General features: G+C 60.8%; 15 protein-coding genes. 8 read left to right on the top strand and 7 right to left on the bottom strand.

Annotated features, from left to right (window positions below; translation table 11 throughout):
• Positions 1 to 30: 30 nt before the first annotated feature.
• Entirely contained in the window at positions 31 to 1,182 is a 1,152-nt protein-coding gene (locus ACQKP1_RS24685; RefSeq protein ID WP_427277366.1) for a site-specific integrase, read from the bottom strand.
• Positions 1,183 to 1,382: 200 nt separating this feature from the next.
• On the opposite strand from ACQKP1_RS24685, the gene ACQKP1_RS24680 reads away from it, so the two are divergent.
• The 3 genes from ACQKP1_RS24680 (at position 1,383) to ACQKP1_RS24670 (ending at position 3,811) form a co-directional block, all read left to right on the top strand.
• Positions 1,383 to 2,516: an RHE_PE00001 family protein gene (locus ACQKP1_RS24680; protein WP_427277365.1), complete on the top strand. Its 1,134-nt coding sequence runs from the start codon at positions 1,383 to 1,385 to the stop codon at positions 2,514 to 2,516.
• Positions 2,517 to 2,904: 388 nt separating this feature from the next.
• Complete coding sequence (locus tag ACQKP1_RS24675; protein ID WP_176952425.1) at positions 2,905 to 3,087, top strand: hypothetical protein; 183 nt, start codon at positions 2,905 to 2,907, stop codon at positions 3,085 to 3,087.
• Positions 3,017 to 3,811 carry a reverse transcriptase domain-containing protein gene (locus tag ACQKP1_RS24670; RefSeq protein ID WP_427207678.1) on the top strand — a complete coding sequence of 265 codons (795 nt, stop codon included), beginning with the start codon at positions 3,017 to 3,019 and terminating at the stop codon, positions 3,809 to 3,811. Before ACQKP1_RS24675 ends, ACQKP1_RS24670 begins: the two co-directional genes overlap by 71 nt.
• A 6-nt stretch (positions 3,812 to 3,817) precedes the next feature.
• Here ACQKP1_RS24670 and ACQKP1_RS24665 read toward each other — a convergent pair whose 3' ends face one another.
• From ACQKP1_RS24665 to ACQKP1_RS24650, 4 genes are all read right to left on the bottom strand, one after another.
• The gene (locus ACQKP1_RS24665; protein WP_427277364.1) at positions 3,818 to 5,401 is read right to left on the bottom strand and encodes a hypothetical protein; all 1,584 of its coding nucleotides are present in this window, start codon (positions 5,399 to 5,401) and stop codon (positions 3,818 to 3,820) included.
• Positions 5,402 to 5,477: 76 nt separating this feature from the next.
• On the bottom strand, positions 5,478 to 6,053 hold the full coding sequence (locus ACQKP1_RS24660) for an RES family NAD+ phosphorylase (protein ID WP_176952428.1): 576 nt from the start codon (positions 6,051 to 6,053) through the stop codon (positions 5,478 to 5,480).
• 3 nt (positions 6,054 to 6,056) lie between these two features.
• Positions 6,057 to 6,395: an antitoxin Xre/MbcA/ParS toxin-binding domain-containing protein gene (locus tag ACQKP1_RS24655; protein WP_060585355.1), complete on the bottom strand. Its 339-nt coding sequence runs from the start codon at positions 6,393 to 6,395 to the stop codon at positions 6,057 to 6,059.
• 5 nt (positions 6,396 to 6,400) lie between these two features.
• Complete coding sequence (locus ACQKP1_RS24650) at positions 6,401 to 7,750, bottom strand: hypothetical protein (RefSeq protein WP_427207675.1); 1,350 nt, start codon at positions 7,748 to 7,750, stop codon at positions 6,401 to 6,403.
• Between the two features lie 534 nt (positions 7,751 to 8,284).
• Between ACQKP1_RS24650 and ACQKP1_RS24645 the strand changes: the two genes are divergently transcribed.
• Positions 8,285 to 8,797 carry a helix-turn-helix domain-containing protein gene (locus tag ACQKP1_RS24645; RefSeq protein ID WP_427207674.1) on the top strand — a complete coding sequence of 171 codons (513 nt, stop codon included), beginning with the start codon at positions 8,285 to 8,287 and terminating at the stop codon, positions 8,795 to 8,797.
• A gap of 1 nt (position 8,798) precedes the next feature.
• On the opposite strand, the gene ACQKP1_RS24640 is transcribed toward ACQKP1_RS24645, so the two are convergent.
• Positions 8,799 to 9,833 (bottom strand): IS110 family transposase, encoded by a 1,035-nt coding sequence (locus ACQKP1_RS24640; RefSeq protein ID WP_427277363.1) that lies wholly within the window; start codon positions 9,831 to 9,833, stop codon positions 8,799 to 8,801.
• Between the two features lie 71 nt (positions 9,834 to 9,904).
• The gene (locus tag ACQKP1_RS24635; protein WP_427207521.1) at positions 9,905 to 10,837 is read right to left on the bottom strand and encodes a LysR substrate-binding domain-containing protein; all 933 of its coding nucleotides are present in this window, start codon (positions 10,835 to 10,837) and stop codon (positions 9,905 to 9,907) included.
• Positions 10,838 to 10,970: 133 nt separating this feature from the next.
• On the opposite strand from ACQKP1_RS24635, the gene ACQKP1_RS24630 reads away from it, so the two are divergent.
• From ACQKP1_RS24630 to ACQKP1_RS24615, 4 genes are read left to right on the top strand one after another with little or no spacing between them, the layout of a single operon-like run.
• The gene (locus ACQKP1_RS24630; RefSeq protein ID WP_116171231.1) at positions 10,971 to 11,615 is read left to right on the top strand and encodes an RraA family protein; all 645 of its coding nucleotides are present in this window, start codon (positions 10,971 to 10,973) and stop codon (positions 11,613 to 11,615) included.
• A gap of 5 nt (positions 11,616 to 11,620) precedes the next feature.
• Positions 11,621 to 12,673, top strand: a complete 1,053-nt coding sequence (locus ACQKP1_RS24625; protein ID WP_427207522.1) for an Ldh family oxidoreductase — start codon at positions 11,621 to 11,623, stop codon at positions 12,671 to 12,673.
• A gap of 11 nt (positions 12,674 to 12,684) precedes the next feature.
• Positions 12,685 to 13,839: an iron-containing alcohol dehydrogenase gene (locus ACQKP1_RS24620; RefSeq protein WP_427207524.1), complete on the top strand. Its 1,155-nt coding sequence runs from the start codon at positions 12,685 to 12,687 to the stop codon at positions 13,837 to 13,839.
• 22 nt (positions 13,840 to 13,861) lie between these two features.
• Entirely contained in the window at positions 13,862 to 15,340 is a 1,479-nt protein-coding gene (locus tag ACQKP1_RS24615; protein WP_427207526.1) for an aldehyde dehydrogenase family protein, read from the top strand.
• Positions 15,341 to 15,359: the final 19 nt, after the last annotated feature.

Genomic DNA, 15,359 nt, shown 5'->3' with positions numbered 1-15,359 from the left:
TATGTTCCGTAATTGCAAGGACACCTTCAATCACATTAGAAGCCTAGCTGCCCTGCCGCTCCGCCGTGTCGCGCTGTTGTAATAGCTTGACGCTTGTTGCACTGAACGATGGCGCGACTGTTCCATAGCTTCTGGCAGCGGAACGCCTCGGTTGGCTGCTTCCGTTAGATATCCAGATCGCAGCCCATGTGCTGAGAACTCCCCGGGCTCCAGCCCGGCCAGCGTCGCCCGCTGCTTGACAATCTGGTTGACCGCACTCGGCTCCAGTGCCCGCTTCGAAACATTACCCCAACGATCGACCTTCCGAAAAATGCTCCCGCGTTCGATTTTCGCCGCAGCCATCCATACGTTCAACGCATCCACCGGCCGACCAGTCAGGTAGACGACCTCATCGTGTTCGGAGCCAGACGTTTTGGTGCGACCCAGATGAATGGCGAGTGACGGTAGGGGAGGGGCACCCTCGACGGTGATGGGTGGCTCGACGGTGAGCTGCTCCCTGCGCAGCCCGGCAATCTCGCAGCGACGGCGGCCGCCAGACGCAAACGCCACCATTAGGATTGCCCGGTCGCGGATGTCACGAAGGCTGTCGGTGCTGCAGGTCGCGAGCAGCTTAGCCAGCACGTCGCCGGTCACCGCCTTCGCGCTCTTGCGTTTCCTTGGCCGCGGCGTCGCCCGAACGGCGACGCGTATCGCGGATTTCAGCGAAGGGGATGAGAAGACGCCGGTCAGGCCGCGCCACTTCGTCAGCGTCGACCAGGTGGCAAGCCGCCGGCGCACCGTGTCGGGTGCATGCGGGCCGGAGGATCGAAGGAACCGCTGATCACGCAGGCTCTGCTCGACGTCAGTTGGCATGCCATGATGAGGATCGATGTCACGCTGGTCGGGCTGCCACAAATGGTGGGCGACAAATTTCAGCAGCAGAGCTTCAGGCGCCGGCCAGGGGAGGGAGGCGCCGGTCGCAGCCAGCGACCAGGCCTGCAGATAGGCAAGGTCAGAGGTAAGGGCGCGCAGGGTGTTCTCGCCCATGCCCTCGTTGACCAGGTGGCGCAGCGTTTCGATGTCCTGGTCGGTGAGCAGTTCAGCCAGTTCATCGCGACGGTCGATCGGCAGGACGGCTGCGATCGTATCGAGTTCGTCTGCGCGGCGCTCGACGGGGTTCTTCGAACCAGCTTGCTTGATCACTAAAAAACGCTCCGGATCGACGGCTTTGACGGCCGGGCGGCCGTGGATTTACCGGATTCTTTCTGATTTGCGACTCGAAATCAATCACCTCTGATAAGAGATACTTATCGGATGTCAGAAGCACCAGCCTCATTTGTGCGAGGTACAGAACCGTATTACCCATATAGCTTTCTCTTAACGAATCATTTACCATAAATTCAATGTCTTACGATCTGACAAAATTGCCCATCCAGAGCCTGTTGAGGCCGATCTCCGAGGCAGCGGTTGCGCTCACCCGTCTCGACGAGCGCATCGCCCGATCTCCCGTTGGCGAGGGCTTTCTGGAGCGCTCGCATTTCCTCGACGCGCATGCCTCGCTCTGGGTCGATGGGGAACTTGTCCATCTCGAAGACCTCGTCCTGCATGACGCGCTCCGGGACATCCGCGCTCCCACCCATGAACTCACCATCGCCCGCGACATCCTGAAAACCCGACGCCGCATCGCCGCCCATCCAGCTGGTTGGGCGCTCTCAAGCCCCGGCCTCGCCTCCCTGCGCGGGCGGGCGTGGCCCGCGGCATCATCGGTAGGAGACGGGGAGGGGGTGTCTCATGGCAATGTTCAGGTGGGCGGCACTGGGGCTGGGGTAGGGGAGGCCGAAGATCCTGATGCCGACGGCCTGAGTGATGCGTTTGCCGCGATCGATGCGGTGCTCGCCCGCACCGAGGCCGCGATTGAAGAGGCGAAGAAGCCGGCGCGCGCCAGAAGCGCTCCGGAAAAGGATCCGTTCGTTTACGACCTTGACTGGGATGAGGACGAGCGGCTGGCGGAGTGGCAGGCCGTGCTGGCTCGCGCCCAGGATCTGCCGCCGGTCCTGCAGGCCATCGTGGCGCTCGATGCCTGGAACGAGATTGCCGTGCTTCAGCATGCGCCCTGGCTAGGCAGGCTGCTGGCCGCCTCGATCCTGCGGGAAGGTGGCGTCACCACCGGCACCCATCTCGCGGCGATCAATCTTGGGCTCAAAGCCATTCCCGTCGATAGGCGCCGGCATCGTGATCGCGAGACGCGGTTGCTGGCGATCGTAAGGGCGCTGACGGTTGCCGCCGAGACGGGGCTGAAGGAGCATGACCGGCTGGTGCTGGCGCGGCAGATGATGATGCGCAAACTGGAGGGGCGGCGAACGTCATCCAGGCTGCCGGAGGTAGTGGAGCTCGTCATATCGCGGCCGTTGATCTCGGCCGGCATGGTGGCGAAGACGCTTGAGGTCACGCCGCAAGGTGCGCGGCGGATCGTGCAGGAACTGGGGTTGAGGGAGATGACGGGCAGGGGGAGGTTTCGGGCGTGGGGGGGTTTGTAATGTCAATCATTTCTGGAACGATAACTTCACTGACTATGTACGTTGAGGGCATAAGGCTGCATGCCTTCGACTAACGTTTGAATGTTGGGTGATGGACGGCACGCGACCGAACCTGTCCAGATCGATGAACTTTTTCAACAGCGATAAGCCGACGGAATATTACCGCGCCGCAACCTGTTAAACGTAGATCTTGCCGCTTGCTAACCTATGCGGGAGAAGTTATATACCGCTCATTACTTCTCGGCGATAACCACATCCCACCCGCTGTTCCACCCTGATGGTTTCCTGATGGTCCCTGGAGTAGTTTCGAGGCACTTAGGTTCCTCTCAGTTGACGACCCTTGCAAGGGTTGCTGGTTGCCGGAGGTATGTAGCAAGGAGGAATGAGGATGAACAAAAAGTCCGAAAACCGTGACCTTGTTGAGAAAGTAGTGAAGGGCATGCTGCTGGCTTATAAGCTGGCCATGTTCCTGATCGAAATTCTCGACAAGGTCGTCAACTATGGTCCTCGCACTCGAAAACTTCGCCTATCAGTACAAGAAAAATGGCAAGCCGGTTTTTGCGCCCAATAAGAAGGGCCGTGAAATCGGGTACAAGGTGAAAGACCTCGTTGAGGCGGCGGTCACACTCGACCCTTTCATCTACCATCTGTCAGAAGGCACCCATATCCGTGCCCTGCACGATCACCGGAAGAACCAGTATTTCTGCCGCGTCGACATCGAGCGCTTCTTCTACAGCATCAGTCGTAACCGAGTTAAGCGCGTCCTCAAGGAAACCAAAATTCAAGATGCCGAGCGGTTTGCTCGATGGTCTACCGTGAAAAATCCTTACCCCGGCGGTGGCTATGTGCTGCCATATGGATTCGTACAGTCCCCCATTTTGGCCACGCTTGTTCTTTCAAGATCGGCGGTGGGAGAATATCTCAGATCGCTTGGCGAGGCCATCACGGCATCCGTCTACATGGACGACGTTTGCCTCTCCAGCAATTCTCTGGAAACCTTGGAAGCGGCCTTTGAAGGCCTGAAAAGCGCAATGGGGGAGGCCAATTTCGTGTTGAAGGATGACAAGACCCGTCCGCCGGCTGACAAGATCGACATTTTCAACTGTGAACTGGAAAATGGCCGTTCAGAAGTGACACCCGAGCGGATCGCTGAGTTCAAGGCTGTAGAACGGTCGTTCGAGAGTGAAGAGGCCTTCGATACATATTGCGCTGTCGTGAAGTCCGCAACGTGGCGGGTGCCTAAGAAGGCGCCTTTAGCGGAGGCGGAAACTGCTTCCGGAGAGCAGGCGACCTGACGTGTCTTAACGGTCTCGCTTAGATAACTCTCCCCACCAACCAATGAACTCGGCGGGGTCAAACGCATAGCGCTTCTGTCGCGGCAACCTATCAGCAACCGTCTCCCTGACGTTCAGCAATGCCCATCCGTCGTATTCAGGTCGAATAGCTGCTTTCATCCCATCCAGCAGGTCTTGCTCCGATGAAACGAGGAGGAGATGGTCCAGCTCGTGTAGAGGGCAGAACACGGGGGGGCGTTGGTCCTCTTTGATGATTTCCGGCTCCTTCTCGGCAACCATCCGGCGCGCTTCCGCAATCACCGCGTTGCGCAAGTCGCTCGACATGAGAGTCCATGCGTCCAGCGTCAGCACCACGGCCGGTGCGTCTTCGGCAATCACGAAGTTCACCATTTGTCGCCGGACATGCGAGAAGAACCTCCACATCTGGAAGATCGCCTTCGCAATCTGGACATATCCGTTTTGGGCGTCTTCGATGGGATTCTCTGCGTACTGTGCTTCAAATGTTAGCTTGCTGGCCTTGCACTCCATGACGGCTACCACCTGACCGTCCAACTTCAGGATCACATCGGGGGTCTCGACAGAGTTTCCCTTGAATTTGTACTTGACCGGAGGGGAAACCTCGAACGCTGGGCAATGAGCTTTTATCGACTTACGACAATATTCCTCGAAACGGGCGCCGGCGTCGTTTCTGACCTGCGTGCCGCCCTTGATGATATCGTAGTAAAGGCCGACCGTAGCTCGGTGCAGCAACAGGGTGGGGAGAGGAGCGATGAATACTGGTTCCCCCTCTGTGGTGAATTGCAGCATCGGGCGCATTCGCAGGTAGCTCGGCCGATATATTATCGGGAGCCGCTTCCCCGCGGACTTTTCGTAGCGGCGCAACAGGTTGAGAGATTCCCTACGCGCATCTAAATTATCTGCGGCGAGCAGGCGCTCTGCCGGACGTACCTTATCTCGTATGTCGTTGAAGAATCCCAAGTCGTTGACAGCGGTGGTCCACGGCTTCTGAAAGAAGACGGACATATACAGGAAGGCCACTGTATAGAAATCTACAATCGAGAGGCCATACGTCTCCTCGAAATATCGCCCGCTCAAACCTTGGCTGTAGATGAAAAGGCTGCGGTACGTCTCCGGCACATTGGCCCACCCTCGCTGCCACGCAAAGGTCCGATGAGCGATACGGTGCATCTCCCTTAAGACGTTCTCGACCGTCACCCTGTCACCAGCCTCATATTCATCTGCGGCGCGCAGGAAATTTATGAGGGTCGCGACAGTATTGAACTCTCGAACATTCATCGGTTGCCTCAGCCACGGTGGTGAAACCGACTTGGGCGTGTTCGACATCAGGGTGATCAGCGTTTCGATGTCCCAAGGGAAAACGGCGAACGGCGAATCCATACTCGACGTGTGCGCCTGCGGTGGAAAGTTGAGGTGCTTCGCGGCCGCTTCCGACCGGTCGTTTTGCAGCGCGTGGACGGCCCACAACATCGTCAGAGTGTCCGCGTCATCTGTATCAAATAGCATCCTGAGTAGGTTCGGGAGCGCAGTTTCCGGATCGATACGTTCTCCCTGATGTTCTCCCCGTGTCATACTTTGGCCTGTTGAATTTGTGACTCTACCAGTCGGTAAAACGGGCGACTTTCGTGATGCTTGGCTGGGCGCTCCCCTAACGCGCGTTGGCTTTGATCCAAACAGGCCAGTCTATAAGACCGTGGTCGGCAGTGATTTCCATAGAGTCAGGCGGCACGCGATCGCAGAACAGAATTACGTTCATGCACTTCCATCGTGCGCTCGGGACGACGAGGCCGTCGAACTCAAGAAAATGCGCGGCTTCGGCGATATCTTGCGACCGTGGGTATTCGTCACTTGCTCGGTCGTAGGACAATTGCCCGTAACGGGAGGTATCGAGGCCAAGAGCTCGCAACGCATCAAGATCCACAAGCTGAAGCGCGCGATCAACGGTCACGTCTAGCTCATGCACCCCGTATTCCACTTTCGACGGAAAGACGGGCTGCCCGCGGCCGAGATGGAAGTACATCTCCGCTATCGCTCCATCGCGCTGCTGCGAGGTATAGAGCACATCGAAGGTCCCGTCGTCCCAACGGCCGCCAGCACGCGCGCAATCGACCGGTGATCGTCCCTTACGGACCACCCGCCATACAGTGCCTTCAAACCGAACAGGTGTAAGGGCTTCGATCGCGTCGATGAGTGCATTGTCCCGGCTTCTACGCGTGTGAACCATGCTTTACAGGAAAACCTCGTTATCGAGTCGGTCAATTACCTTCAGCACTTCGATAGCACGGTCCTGATGGATAAGGTCAATCGCCCGCTCGCCGTTTAGTTGCGGATGGCGGGCATAAAGCCAGGTCCGGATCTCATCCGATGAATAATAGTCCGTCAGACGGGTCACTACATAGTGCAAATCAGAGAGGATCAGCTCATTGCGTGGCTGAGGTTTGATATCGCCCGCGCGCCAACGTGAGACGGTTGCTTTCGACACGTCCATGATATTGGCGATGTCGGTACCCTTCAGGCCACCGGCTTCGCCGATCTCGTTTAGAAATCTGGGTACTGCTCCCTGCATGACAATTATCGCATCTGCTGGATGTTATCGGAATGACCTGAAATACGTGGGCCGGACGCCGTTTTGGCACGCGGAGCACCTTTTCCGCGAGTTTCATGCATCAGTGTCAGAGTGTCGCCAAGCTTCACGACGCGGCCGTGGTGATCCGTTAGGCGTTTCGTCAAGCTCGCAGCTCCCTTCTCATCGATACCGAACCGGGCCGCGTCCTTGGCGTTCGGCCGGAGGTCCTTGATGGTCCTGGCGATGCGTTCGGTCTCACGCAGCGGCTTTTCCAGGAAGAACTGCTCCCTATTATGATCCGGCACGGGAGTAAACACTTCCACGGCAGCAAAGGCCTGCCGGGCCGCGTGTTGGCGCGTGTCGGATACCATATTCGTCACACCATGGGAGCAGCATACATCCTGGCACCCAAGCGCTCGTTTACCGCCGCGAGCATTGGACAAGTATTCCAATTCGTTACGTTTCAGGGATTTCGCCAGCCCGGGAATGGGGATGTAGGTCGTCTTGCCGAAGCCGCTTTCCTCGTCGCGCGGTTCAGGCTCTTTATGCCAGGATCGCGCGTCGAACTGGTTTCGCTCCATGATGCCGTGTGCAAGTCCGGAAGCGGCGCCGAATGCCAACGCGGCCTGGCCAAGCAAACCGTCAAGGTGGTCGATGATGATCGGGCATCCGAGATTATGAATGCCTTGCAGCGACAAAAGGAATTGCCGCGTGGTCTGCGGCTTGGCTTCATGGCCGAGGCCGGAAAGACGCAGCCACAGATTATCGAAGGGCAGGTCGTTCAGTGCGCCTACCACCTCGCTGCGCTGTGACCCGTCGTTGATCGCGACATGCGAATGGATGACCGGGTAATCGATAGCAATATGCTTCCCACCTTCACGATCGAGTGCTGCGCGCAAGGCAAGGCAGGAAGTTCGATCGATCGATAGCCAATCCGGGTGGTCCGGGTCGGCGAGGAAATGGGTTGGGGCAAGCACTGTGTCAATATTGTGCGCCACGGCGAAACGGGCAATCTGACCTATGATATCGGTCGATGCGTTTGCTGCAAAATGCTGAGGACCCAGCAACTCGCCCGCAACGGCCCAAGGTGCGTGGCGAACAGCACCTGCGAAGCGCGCTTTCGCGCTCAGTTCGGCGACTTGCGTATCGAGCACGATCTCCACGCCATCGCGACGAAGATCGGCGATGAAGTCTCTTTGGAAAAGAAGGCGTGATGCCTCGATGACGACCCGTCGAATGGGCAGCCTTCCCGCGGCATAGAGTTCGCCAAACTTCTTATGAGCTTCGCCGATGCGGATGAAATGCGCGATCGGGCTAGCTGGATTTCGGAATGCGATGACATTGTTTCCGGCCATGGTCATGTTCCAAATCGGTTTCACAAAGAAAAAATATGAAACCGTAATGATAAAGTCAATGGGGTCGGTTGGGTACGGCGGCGCACTTTTATGGAAGAGTCTCGTCGGGTCGTTGAAAGCAGTCACAGTCAGATCGCAAATAGGCGCATTCTGTAGAGGCACCTTGCCTGCTCCACGACGTACGCATTTCTCCGGCAAATCAGGACGTGGGGCGAGCGAACGATTGCGCAGAGGGGTGTGGTGTGAGTGCCTAATCGCGCGGGAAGGAGTCTTCCAAGCCCGCTGCATAGCATCGAGGCAGTGTTTTCAGTTCCGGTTCAGACGAATGCGTTCTAGATTACTCTCAAACGAGCTGGGCATACGGGGAGACGGGTTTTGGGGGACATCAAGCTCGGTGAGCCGTTCGGTATGGATCTCGCGGGGGTATGAACAGCTTGCCATGATGATGCAGCAGTCCGGCATGTCCGCCGGCTATCCGACTATATCAAATCAAGGGAACTGGTTGAGACTACAGATCCAGATTTCCAGAGACCCTTGTACCGCAAGGAGGGATTCGACGGCATAGTCAGCTTCGGCGAGACCGACGCAAAACTTTCCGCATTCCTACTCGACGAACGCGCGAAAACTGGTCTGACCCAGAGTGATTTCGCGACCCTGGCTGGTCTCGCTCGAGTGGTCTACAGCCGCTACGAACTGAACATTTCGCGACTGACGGTCTCTCGAATGATTCACCTTTCCGAGCTCCTTGGGTTCCTGCCGATGCAGATGATTCATGCCGCAGCACCTCATCTCTACGGTAAAAATCCTGAAGAGGCCGATGATCGGGTTGAACTCTTCAGACTCATTCATGACCTCCCGCATGACACCATACGCAGTTTGATCGGTATAGTTGGCCAACTGACGCCTATCCGCACGCTCAGAGCCACAATAATCAACTCGGTTTCCATGAACCATTTCCACTGCTGGGCTATCCGAACGCCGATCAACTGTCAGGCCATCTCCATTCCACTCGCAAACATCGTAGGCTGCGCTCCTGGCAGCCAGTGACTCAGATTGCCGCTACGCCATAGGTCCGCTCATAGGGCTGCCCCTTGCGCAACACCGCCCAGGCGATACGCGCGAGCTTGTTTGCCAGGGCAACAATCACGACATTGCGCTGGACGCCTCGGGACAACATTGTCTGGAGCCATTGCCCGATTGGCGTAGCACTTTGACTGAGCGTGTGCATTGCCGCTCGAGCGCCGTGGACCAGCAAGGTTCGCAGATAGGTGTTGCCGCGCTTTGTTATCCCAAGCAGACGTGCCTTGCCTCCGGTGGTGAACTGTCGTGGCACAAGCCCCAACCATGCTCCGAGATCTCGGGCATGCTTAAAACTAGCGGCGTCACCAATTGCGGCAACACGTGCCGTGGCGTTGAGCACGCCTATACCGGGAATCGATGTCAGGCGGCGCATCGCGCTGTTCTGCCTGGCGAGTGCTACGAATTCTGCGTTCAACGCCTCGATCTTCTTGTCAAGCATTCGCCATTCGTCCCGCAATTCGATCACCAAGCTGCGGATGCGCGGAGACAGGATCTCATCAGCTTCGGCAAGGAGGCCGTCCAGGGCGCTCTCGAACTTCACGCGGCCTACGGCGAAGATGACACCTCTCTCCAGAAGAACCGCACGGAGCTGGTTGATCAAGCTCGTCCGTTCCGCAACCAGCCTTGAGCGAACCCGATGCAATGTCTGGATATCCAACTGTTCTTGGCTCTTCAGTTCGACAAACCGCATCGTCGGGCGAGATGCAGCCTCGGCAATGCCCTCGGCATCTCTGTCATCATTCTTCTGTGCTTTTACATATGGGCGGACATATTCCGGCGACATCAGCCGGATCTCATGACCCCTCGCGGTAAATAGTCGGCCAAGATGGTGAGCCCCACAGCAAGCCTCCATCGCGATAACGCAGGTCGGCAGCTTCTCGACGAATTCGATCAATGTCTGTCGCCGCATCGTTCGACGGACAACCACAGCGCCGCGGTCATCCACCCCAACAACGCTGCAGCTGTTCTTCCCGATGTCGATACCCAAAATGGAAATATGCATGGCTCGGCTCCTTTCCCTTCAAGAGAAGGACATCATACTCGATGTCCTCGGAAGGGCGGGCCATCCCATAATCAACAGACATCACCTCCGCGCCGAGTTCGCGCCTGCGTGGCCATGAACTCCTCGCCGACTTTGAACGCGATGGCGCGGAAGGCGCGGAGCGACGGCGTTTCGCGGCTCGTCCGCCAGGCCAACACGACGCTGACCGGCGGCGGGTCCTCCTGGATGCGCAGGAAAGCGACGCCGGAGACCTGCATGTTCTTGGCGGTCACCGGCACGATCGCGACCCCCATGCCGGCGCTGACAAGGCCCACGACGGTGTGCACTTGCGTCGCCGTCTGAATCGCCTGCGGGGTGAAGCCGGCCGTCTCGCACATCCTAAGGATCGAGGCGTTGAACAGCGGGCTGCTGGCGCGGGGAAAGAGAATGAACGGCTCGTTTGAAAGCCGCGCCAGCGGCGTGGACGCCGACGAGGCCAGCGGGTGATAGGCCGGCACCGCGACTACGAAATCCTCCTCCATGATCGACAGCGTCTCGATGCCCGGCGCATAGCGGGCCGGCCGCGTCAGTCCGACGTCGATATGGTCGCGGGCGAGCGCCGTGGCCTGGTCGGCGATGCTCATCTCCCTGAGTTCCAGCTCCACGTCCGGGTAGAGATCGCGGAAACGCTGCAGCGTTCGCGGCAGGAGCCCGTAGGTCGAGGAATGGATGAAGCCGATGGTGAGCCGTCCGAGTTCGCCCTTGCCGGCGCGGCGCACATCCTGCTCCAACTGCTCGAGTTCGCGCAGGATGGAGCGGCTGCGCTCCAGCATCAGCGCGCCGGCGGCCGTCAGTTCCACCTTCCGCTGGGTGCGCACGAAGAGTGCGGCACCCGTCTGCTGCTCGATCTGCTGGATCTGCCGCGACAGCGCCGGCTGGGCGATGTGCAGGCGTGCCGCCGCCCGGCCGAAATGCAGTTCCTCGGCCACGGCCTGCACATAGCGCAACTGACGGATTTCGAGCATCGGTAATACCTCCAGGGCATCAATAGAAGGCTCATAATGTATTGGACGTCAATAGAAGGGCTGCCTATGATCCCCCACACGAACAAAAAACGCGACTGCGTTTCGGGAGGTTACATTGCTAGGATTTCGCGTAATGGAGGGCTTCGGTCGTCCGTCCAAGGAACTCGTCGAAAAATTTCGGACGATCCCCACCGCCATCGTCAGCGACAACATGCACCGCATCTTCGCCGGCGGCACGGGCCTGCGGCCCTTCCACGGTGATGCCGTGCTATGCGGCTCGGCGCTGACCGTGCGCACCCGCCCAGGCGACAATCTCATGGTCCACAAGGCGCTCGACATCGCCAGGCCGGGCGACGTGATCGTGGTCGACGCCAGCGGCGATCTCACCAACGCCATCATCGGCGAGATCATGCTCAACTACGCAATCACCCGCGGTGTCGCCGGCTTCGTCATCGACGGCGCGGTGCGCGATTCCGGCGCGATCGCAAAGAGCGGCCTGCCGGTCTATGCCCGTGGCGTCACCCATCGCGGCCCCTACAAGGACGGCCCCGGGGAGGTCGGCGTGCCGGTCACGGTCGGCGGCATGGTGGTCTCCTCCGGCGATATCGTGCTCGGCGACGAGGATGGCGTGCTCGCCGTTCCGCAGAGCCACGCGGAGGAGATCCTGGCGCTCGCGGTCGCCCAGCAGGCCCGCGAGACCGGCATCCTCGCCAGCATCGCCGATGGCACCGTCGACCGCACCTGGGTCGACCAGACGCTGCGCGCCAAGGGACTGTGAGCGCCATGGCCCACAGCGCCTCGAAACTCGTCGATTTTTCCACCAAGCTACTGACGGCGGCCGGTGCGCCGGACGCCGTGGCCCGTGCGGTCTCCGAAAGCCTTGTCGCGGCCGATTTGCGTGGCGTCAGTTCCCACGGCGTGGTGCGCCTCGGCGTCTACCTGAAGCGCATGGCCGAGGGCATGATCGATCCGAAGGCCGAACCTCAATTGGAGCGCGACGACGGGCCGGTCGGCTTGCTCGACGGCCGCAACAATTTCGGCGCCTATGTCGGCGCCCGCGGCCTGGACATCGCCATGGCCCGCGCCAAGACCCACGGCGCCTACATTCTCGGCGTCCGTCATTCCAACCACTTCGGCACCGGCGCGCACTACCTGCAGCAGGCGGTCTCGCAGGGGCTGGCGATGATCGTCATGTCCAACGCGTCCCAGACGATGCCGCCGACAGGGGGTGTGCGGCCCTTCATGGGAACGAACCCGATCGCCTTCGGTTTTCCGACCGGCACCGACGTCCCCTTCATTCTCGACATGGCGACGAGCCTCGTCGCCCGCGGCAAGATCATCGTCGCGGCCAGCAAGGGCGAGGCGATCCCGCTCGGCTGGGCTGTCGATAAGGACGGCAATCCGACGACCGACGCCCATGCCGCTCTCGACGGCGCTGTGTTGCCGCTCGGGGGCGCGAAGGGTTCGGGCCTCGCCATGGCGATCGACATCCTGTGCGGCGTGCTGACCGGCGCGGGCTTCGGCCCCTCGGTGAACAACATGTACGACAACTGGGAAGAGCCCCAGAACGTCGGTCACATGTTCATCGTGCTCGACATTGCGCGCTGGATGCCGCTCGAAACCTTCAAGGACCGCCTCGATGATTACATCCGCCTTCTGAAGCTGGAGCCCCGGGCGGGCGGCGTCGACGAAATCTTCTACGCGGGCGAGATCGAAAGCCGGCTCGAGGCCAGTCGTCTCCGCGACGGCATCACGCTGCCGGCCAAGGTCGAGGACGAACTCAACGCCCTCGGCGCGGCCTACGGCCTTTCGCTCAACGAACTTCAATTGTCCTGAAAGAACGAACCATGCGTGCATTCTCCTACCACATCCCGACGCAGATCGAATTCGGCAATGGCGCGATCGCCCGGCTGCCGGAGTTCGTCAAGGCCCTCGGCGGCTCGCGCGTGCTGGTCGTCGGCGACCCCGGCGTGCAGCGCGCCGGCCTTATCGATCGCGTCCAGGCGATCCTCACCGGCGCCTCGATCTTCAACGCGGTCTTTGCCGATGTCGAAAGCGATCCGGCGACCCGCTCCGTTGACGAGGGCACCGTCCACGGCAAAGCGAACGGCTGCGACCTCGTGGTCGGCATCGGCGGCGGCAGCGCGCTGGACACCGCAAAGGCGATCGGCCTGATGCTGGGCAACGACGGCAACATCAAAGATTATGTCGGCATCGGCAAGGTGCCGAGGGCCGGCACGCCGGTGATCGCCGTACCCACCACGGCCGGTACGGGCAGCGAACTCACCATCTGGTCCGTGCTGTCCGATAAGGTCGCGAAGGCCAAGATCAGCGTCGGCAGCGTGCTGAACTGCCCGGCGATCGCGCTTCTCGATCCGGAACTGACGCTTTCGTTGCCGCCGCAGATCACCGCCGCCACCGGCATGGACGCGCTGACCCACGCGCTGGAGTCTTACGTCAACACCGCGACGCAGCCGATCTCGGAGGCGATGTCCGACCAGGCGATGACGCTAATCGCAAGGAGCCTGCGCAAGGCGGTCGCCGACGGCTCCGACGTCGAGGCGCGTGGCGACATGCTGCTCGCCAGCACCATCGCAGCCATGGCCTTCAACAGCACGCGCCTGGGCTTGGTACACGCCTTCGCCATGCCGCTCGGCGCGAAGTTCGGCATTCCCCACGGCCTGGTCAACGCCATCATGCTGCCGGAGGTGATGCGCTTCAACCATCTCGCCAACCCCCGCAAGTTCGCCCGCATCGCCGAGATCTTCGGCGAGAAGACCGCCGGTCTTTCGGTCGAGGAGGCTGCCGCGCTCTCCGTCTCGGCCATCGAGAAGCTGAAGCTCGATGTCGGCATCACCGCAAAGCTCAGCAATTTCGGCGTCACGGAAGGCCGCTTCGACGAGATCGTCGATGAGGCGATGCTGTCCGGCAACGTGCCGGTCAATCCGCGCCAGCCGACCAAAGACGACATGAAGGCCCTGCTTAGGGCCGAGCTGGTCTGAGCGGCCGGGGAGGAGAATGACGATGTCCGACATGTTGAACTGGCTCGCCGGAGCCGTTGGCGGAACCTACGGAAACTTCATCGGCGGCGAATGGAAGCCTGCCGGCGACAAGACGTCCCAGATCTTCAACCCCGCAGATCGCGACCAGTTCCTCGGCCGTTTCGCCGACAGCGGCGCGGCCGAAGTGGACGAGGCGGTCGTCGCGGCCCACAAGGCATGGCTCTCATGGCGGCAGGTGCCGGGCCCGGATCGCGGCGCGATCCTGTTCCGCGCCGCCGACCTTCTGGAGCAGCGAATCGACGAGCTCGCCTTCATCCTCGCCGCCGAGCAGGGCAAGGTGCTGGCGGAGGCGCGCGGCGAAGTCGGCCGCGCCGCCAAGGAGCTGCGGTTTTCCGCCGGCGAGGCGAGCCGTATCGACGGTGACGTGCTGCCCAGCGAAAAGCGCAACGGCCTCGCCATGACGCTGCGAGAGCCGATCGGCGTCGTCGCCGCCATCGGCCCGTGGAACTTCCCGGTCGTCACCCCGGTTCGCAAGATCGGCCCGGCGCTTGCCTTCGGCTGCACCGTCGTCCTGAAATCGTCGAACCTCACCCCGTGGTCCGCCGTCAGGCTGATGGACGTGTTCCGTGACGCCGGCGTCCCGGCAGGCGTCGTCAGTCTCGTGCTGGGTTCCGGCCGCGCGGTCGGCGAGGCGCTGATCCGCCACCCGCTGGTGCGCGGCGTATCCTTCACCGGTTCGACCGGCACGGGCGTCGCGATCAACGCAGAGGCCGGCCGCCGACTGGTGCGCACCCAGTTGGAGCTCGGCGGGAAGAACCCCGCCGTCGTCCTCGACTACGACAATGCTGCGACCATCGCCAGGCAGATCGCCGGCGCCGCCTTCGCCTGTTCGGGCCAGCGCTGCACGGCGCTGAGCCGCATCGTCGTGCTGGAGAAGAACGCCCGCGAGATCACCGAAGCGCTGGAAGCGGAAATGGCGGCGATCAGGGTCGGCCCTGCCTGGCAGGCCGGCGCCACGATGGGCCCGCTGATCACCGCCCAGCACAAGGCCTCCGTCATGGGGCATATCGCCCATGCGCGGGAGGATGGCGCGACGCTCGCGCTCGGCGGCACGTCCATGGAGGACGGCGACTTCGCCAAGGGTCATTTCGTCGCGCCGACGCTGTTCACCGGCGTCGCGAAGACCTCGCGGCTCGCGCTGGAGGAGGTCTTTGGCCCGGTGCTCGCCGTCGTTCCAGTCGGCTCGATCGATGAGGCGATCGAGGTGGCCAACAGCGTCGAATACGGGCTGGCGGCCTCCGTCTATACCAACGACGTCAACCTCTCGCTGCGGTTCGCCCGCGAGAGCCAGTCCGGCATGGTCCACGTCAATCACGGAACTGCCAGCGAGGCGCACATGCCCTTCGGCGGCGTCAAGGCGTCCGGCTTCGGCGCCTACTCCATCGGCCATTCCAACCAGGAGTTCTTCACGACCGTCAAGGCCGTCTATTTCCAAAGCTAGTGTTCAATCGGGAGGAGAC

This window comes from Allorhizobium sp. NPDC080224 (assembly GCF_050281005.1).
Classification (GTDB): Bacteria; Pseudomonadota; Alphaproteobacteria; order Rhizobiales; family Rhizobiaceae; genus Allorhizobium.
The sequence above is the reverse complement of the archived record's forward strand: the minus strand, read 5'-3'. Positions and strand labels throughout refer to the sequence as shown.

Bases quoted from the DNA above. Each gene is read 5' to 3' on its own strand.
- ACQKP1_RS24655 (WP_060585355.1), bottom strand. From the start codon at position 6,395: ATGCAGGGAGCAGTACCCAGATTTCTAAACGAGATCGGCGAAGCCGGT.
- ACQKP1_RS24675 (WP_176952425.1), top strand. From the start codon at position 2,905: ATGAACAAAAAGTCCGAAAACCGTGACCTTGTTGAGAAAGTAGTGAAG.
- ACQKP1_RS24650 (WP_427207675.1), bottom strand. From the start codon at position 7,750: ATGGCCGGAAACAATGTCATCGCATTCCGAAATCCAGCTAGCCCGATC.
- ACQKP1_RS24680 (WP_427277365.1), top strand. From the start codon at position 1,383: ATGTCTTACGATCTGACAAAATTGCCCATCCAGAGCCTGTTGAGGCCG.
- ACQKP1_RS24635 (WP_427207521.1), bottom strand. From the start codon at position 10,837: ATGCTCGAAATCCGTCAGTTGCGCTATGTGCAGGCCGTGGCCGAGGAA.
- ACQKP1_RS24625 (WP_427207522.1), top strand. From the start codon at position 11,621: ATGGCCCACAGCGCCTCGAAACTCGTCGATTTTTCCACCAAGCTACTG.
- ACQKP1_RS24660 (WP_176952428.1), bottom strand. From the start codon at position 6,053: ATGGTTCACACGCGTAGAAGCCGGGACAATGCACTCATCGACGCGATC.
- ACQKP1_RS24620 (WP_427207524.1), top strand. From the start codon at position 12,685: ATGCGTGCATTCTCCTACCACATCCCGACGCAGATCGAATTCGGCAAT.
- ACQKP1_RS24665 (WP_427277364.1), bottom strand. From the start codon at position 5,401: ATGACACGGGGAGAACATCAGGGAGAACGTATCGATCCGGAAACTGCG.
- ACQKP1_RS24630 (WP_116171231.1), top strand. From the start codon at position 10,971: ATGGAGGGCTTCGGTCGTCCGTCCAAGGAACTCGTCGAAAAATTTCGG.
- ACQKP1_RS24615 (WP_427207526.1), top strand. From the start codon at position 13,862: ATGTCCGACATGTTGAACTGGCTCGCCGGAGCCGTTGGCGGAACCTAC.
- ACQKP1_RS24670 (WP_427207678.1), top strand. From the start codon at position 3,017: ATGGTCCTCGCACTCGAAAACTTCGCCTATCAGTACAAGAAAAATGGC.
- ACQKP1_RS24640 (WP_427277363.1), bottom strand. From the start codon at position 9,833: ATGCATATTTCCATTTTGGGTATCGACATCGGGAAGAACAGCTGCAGC.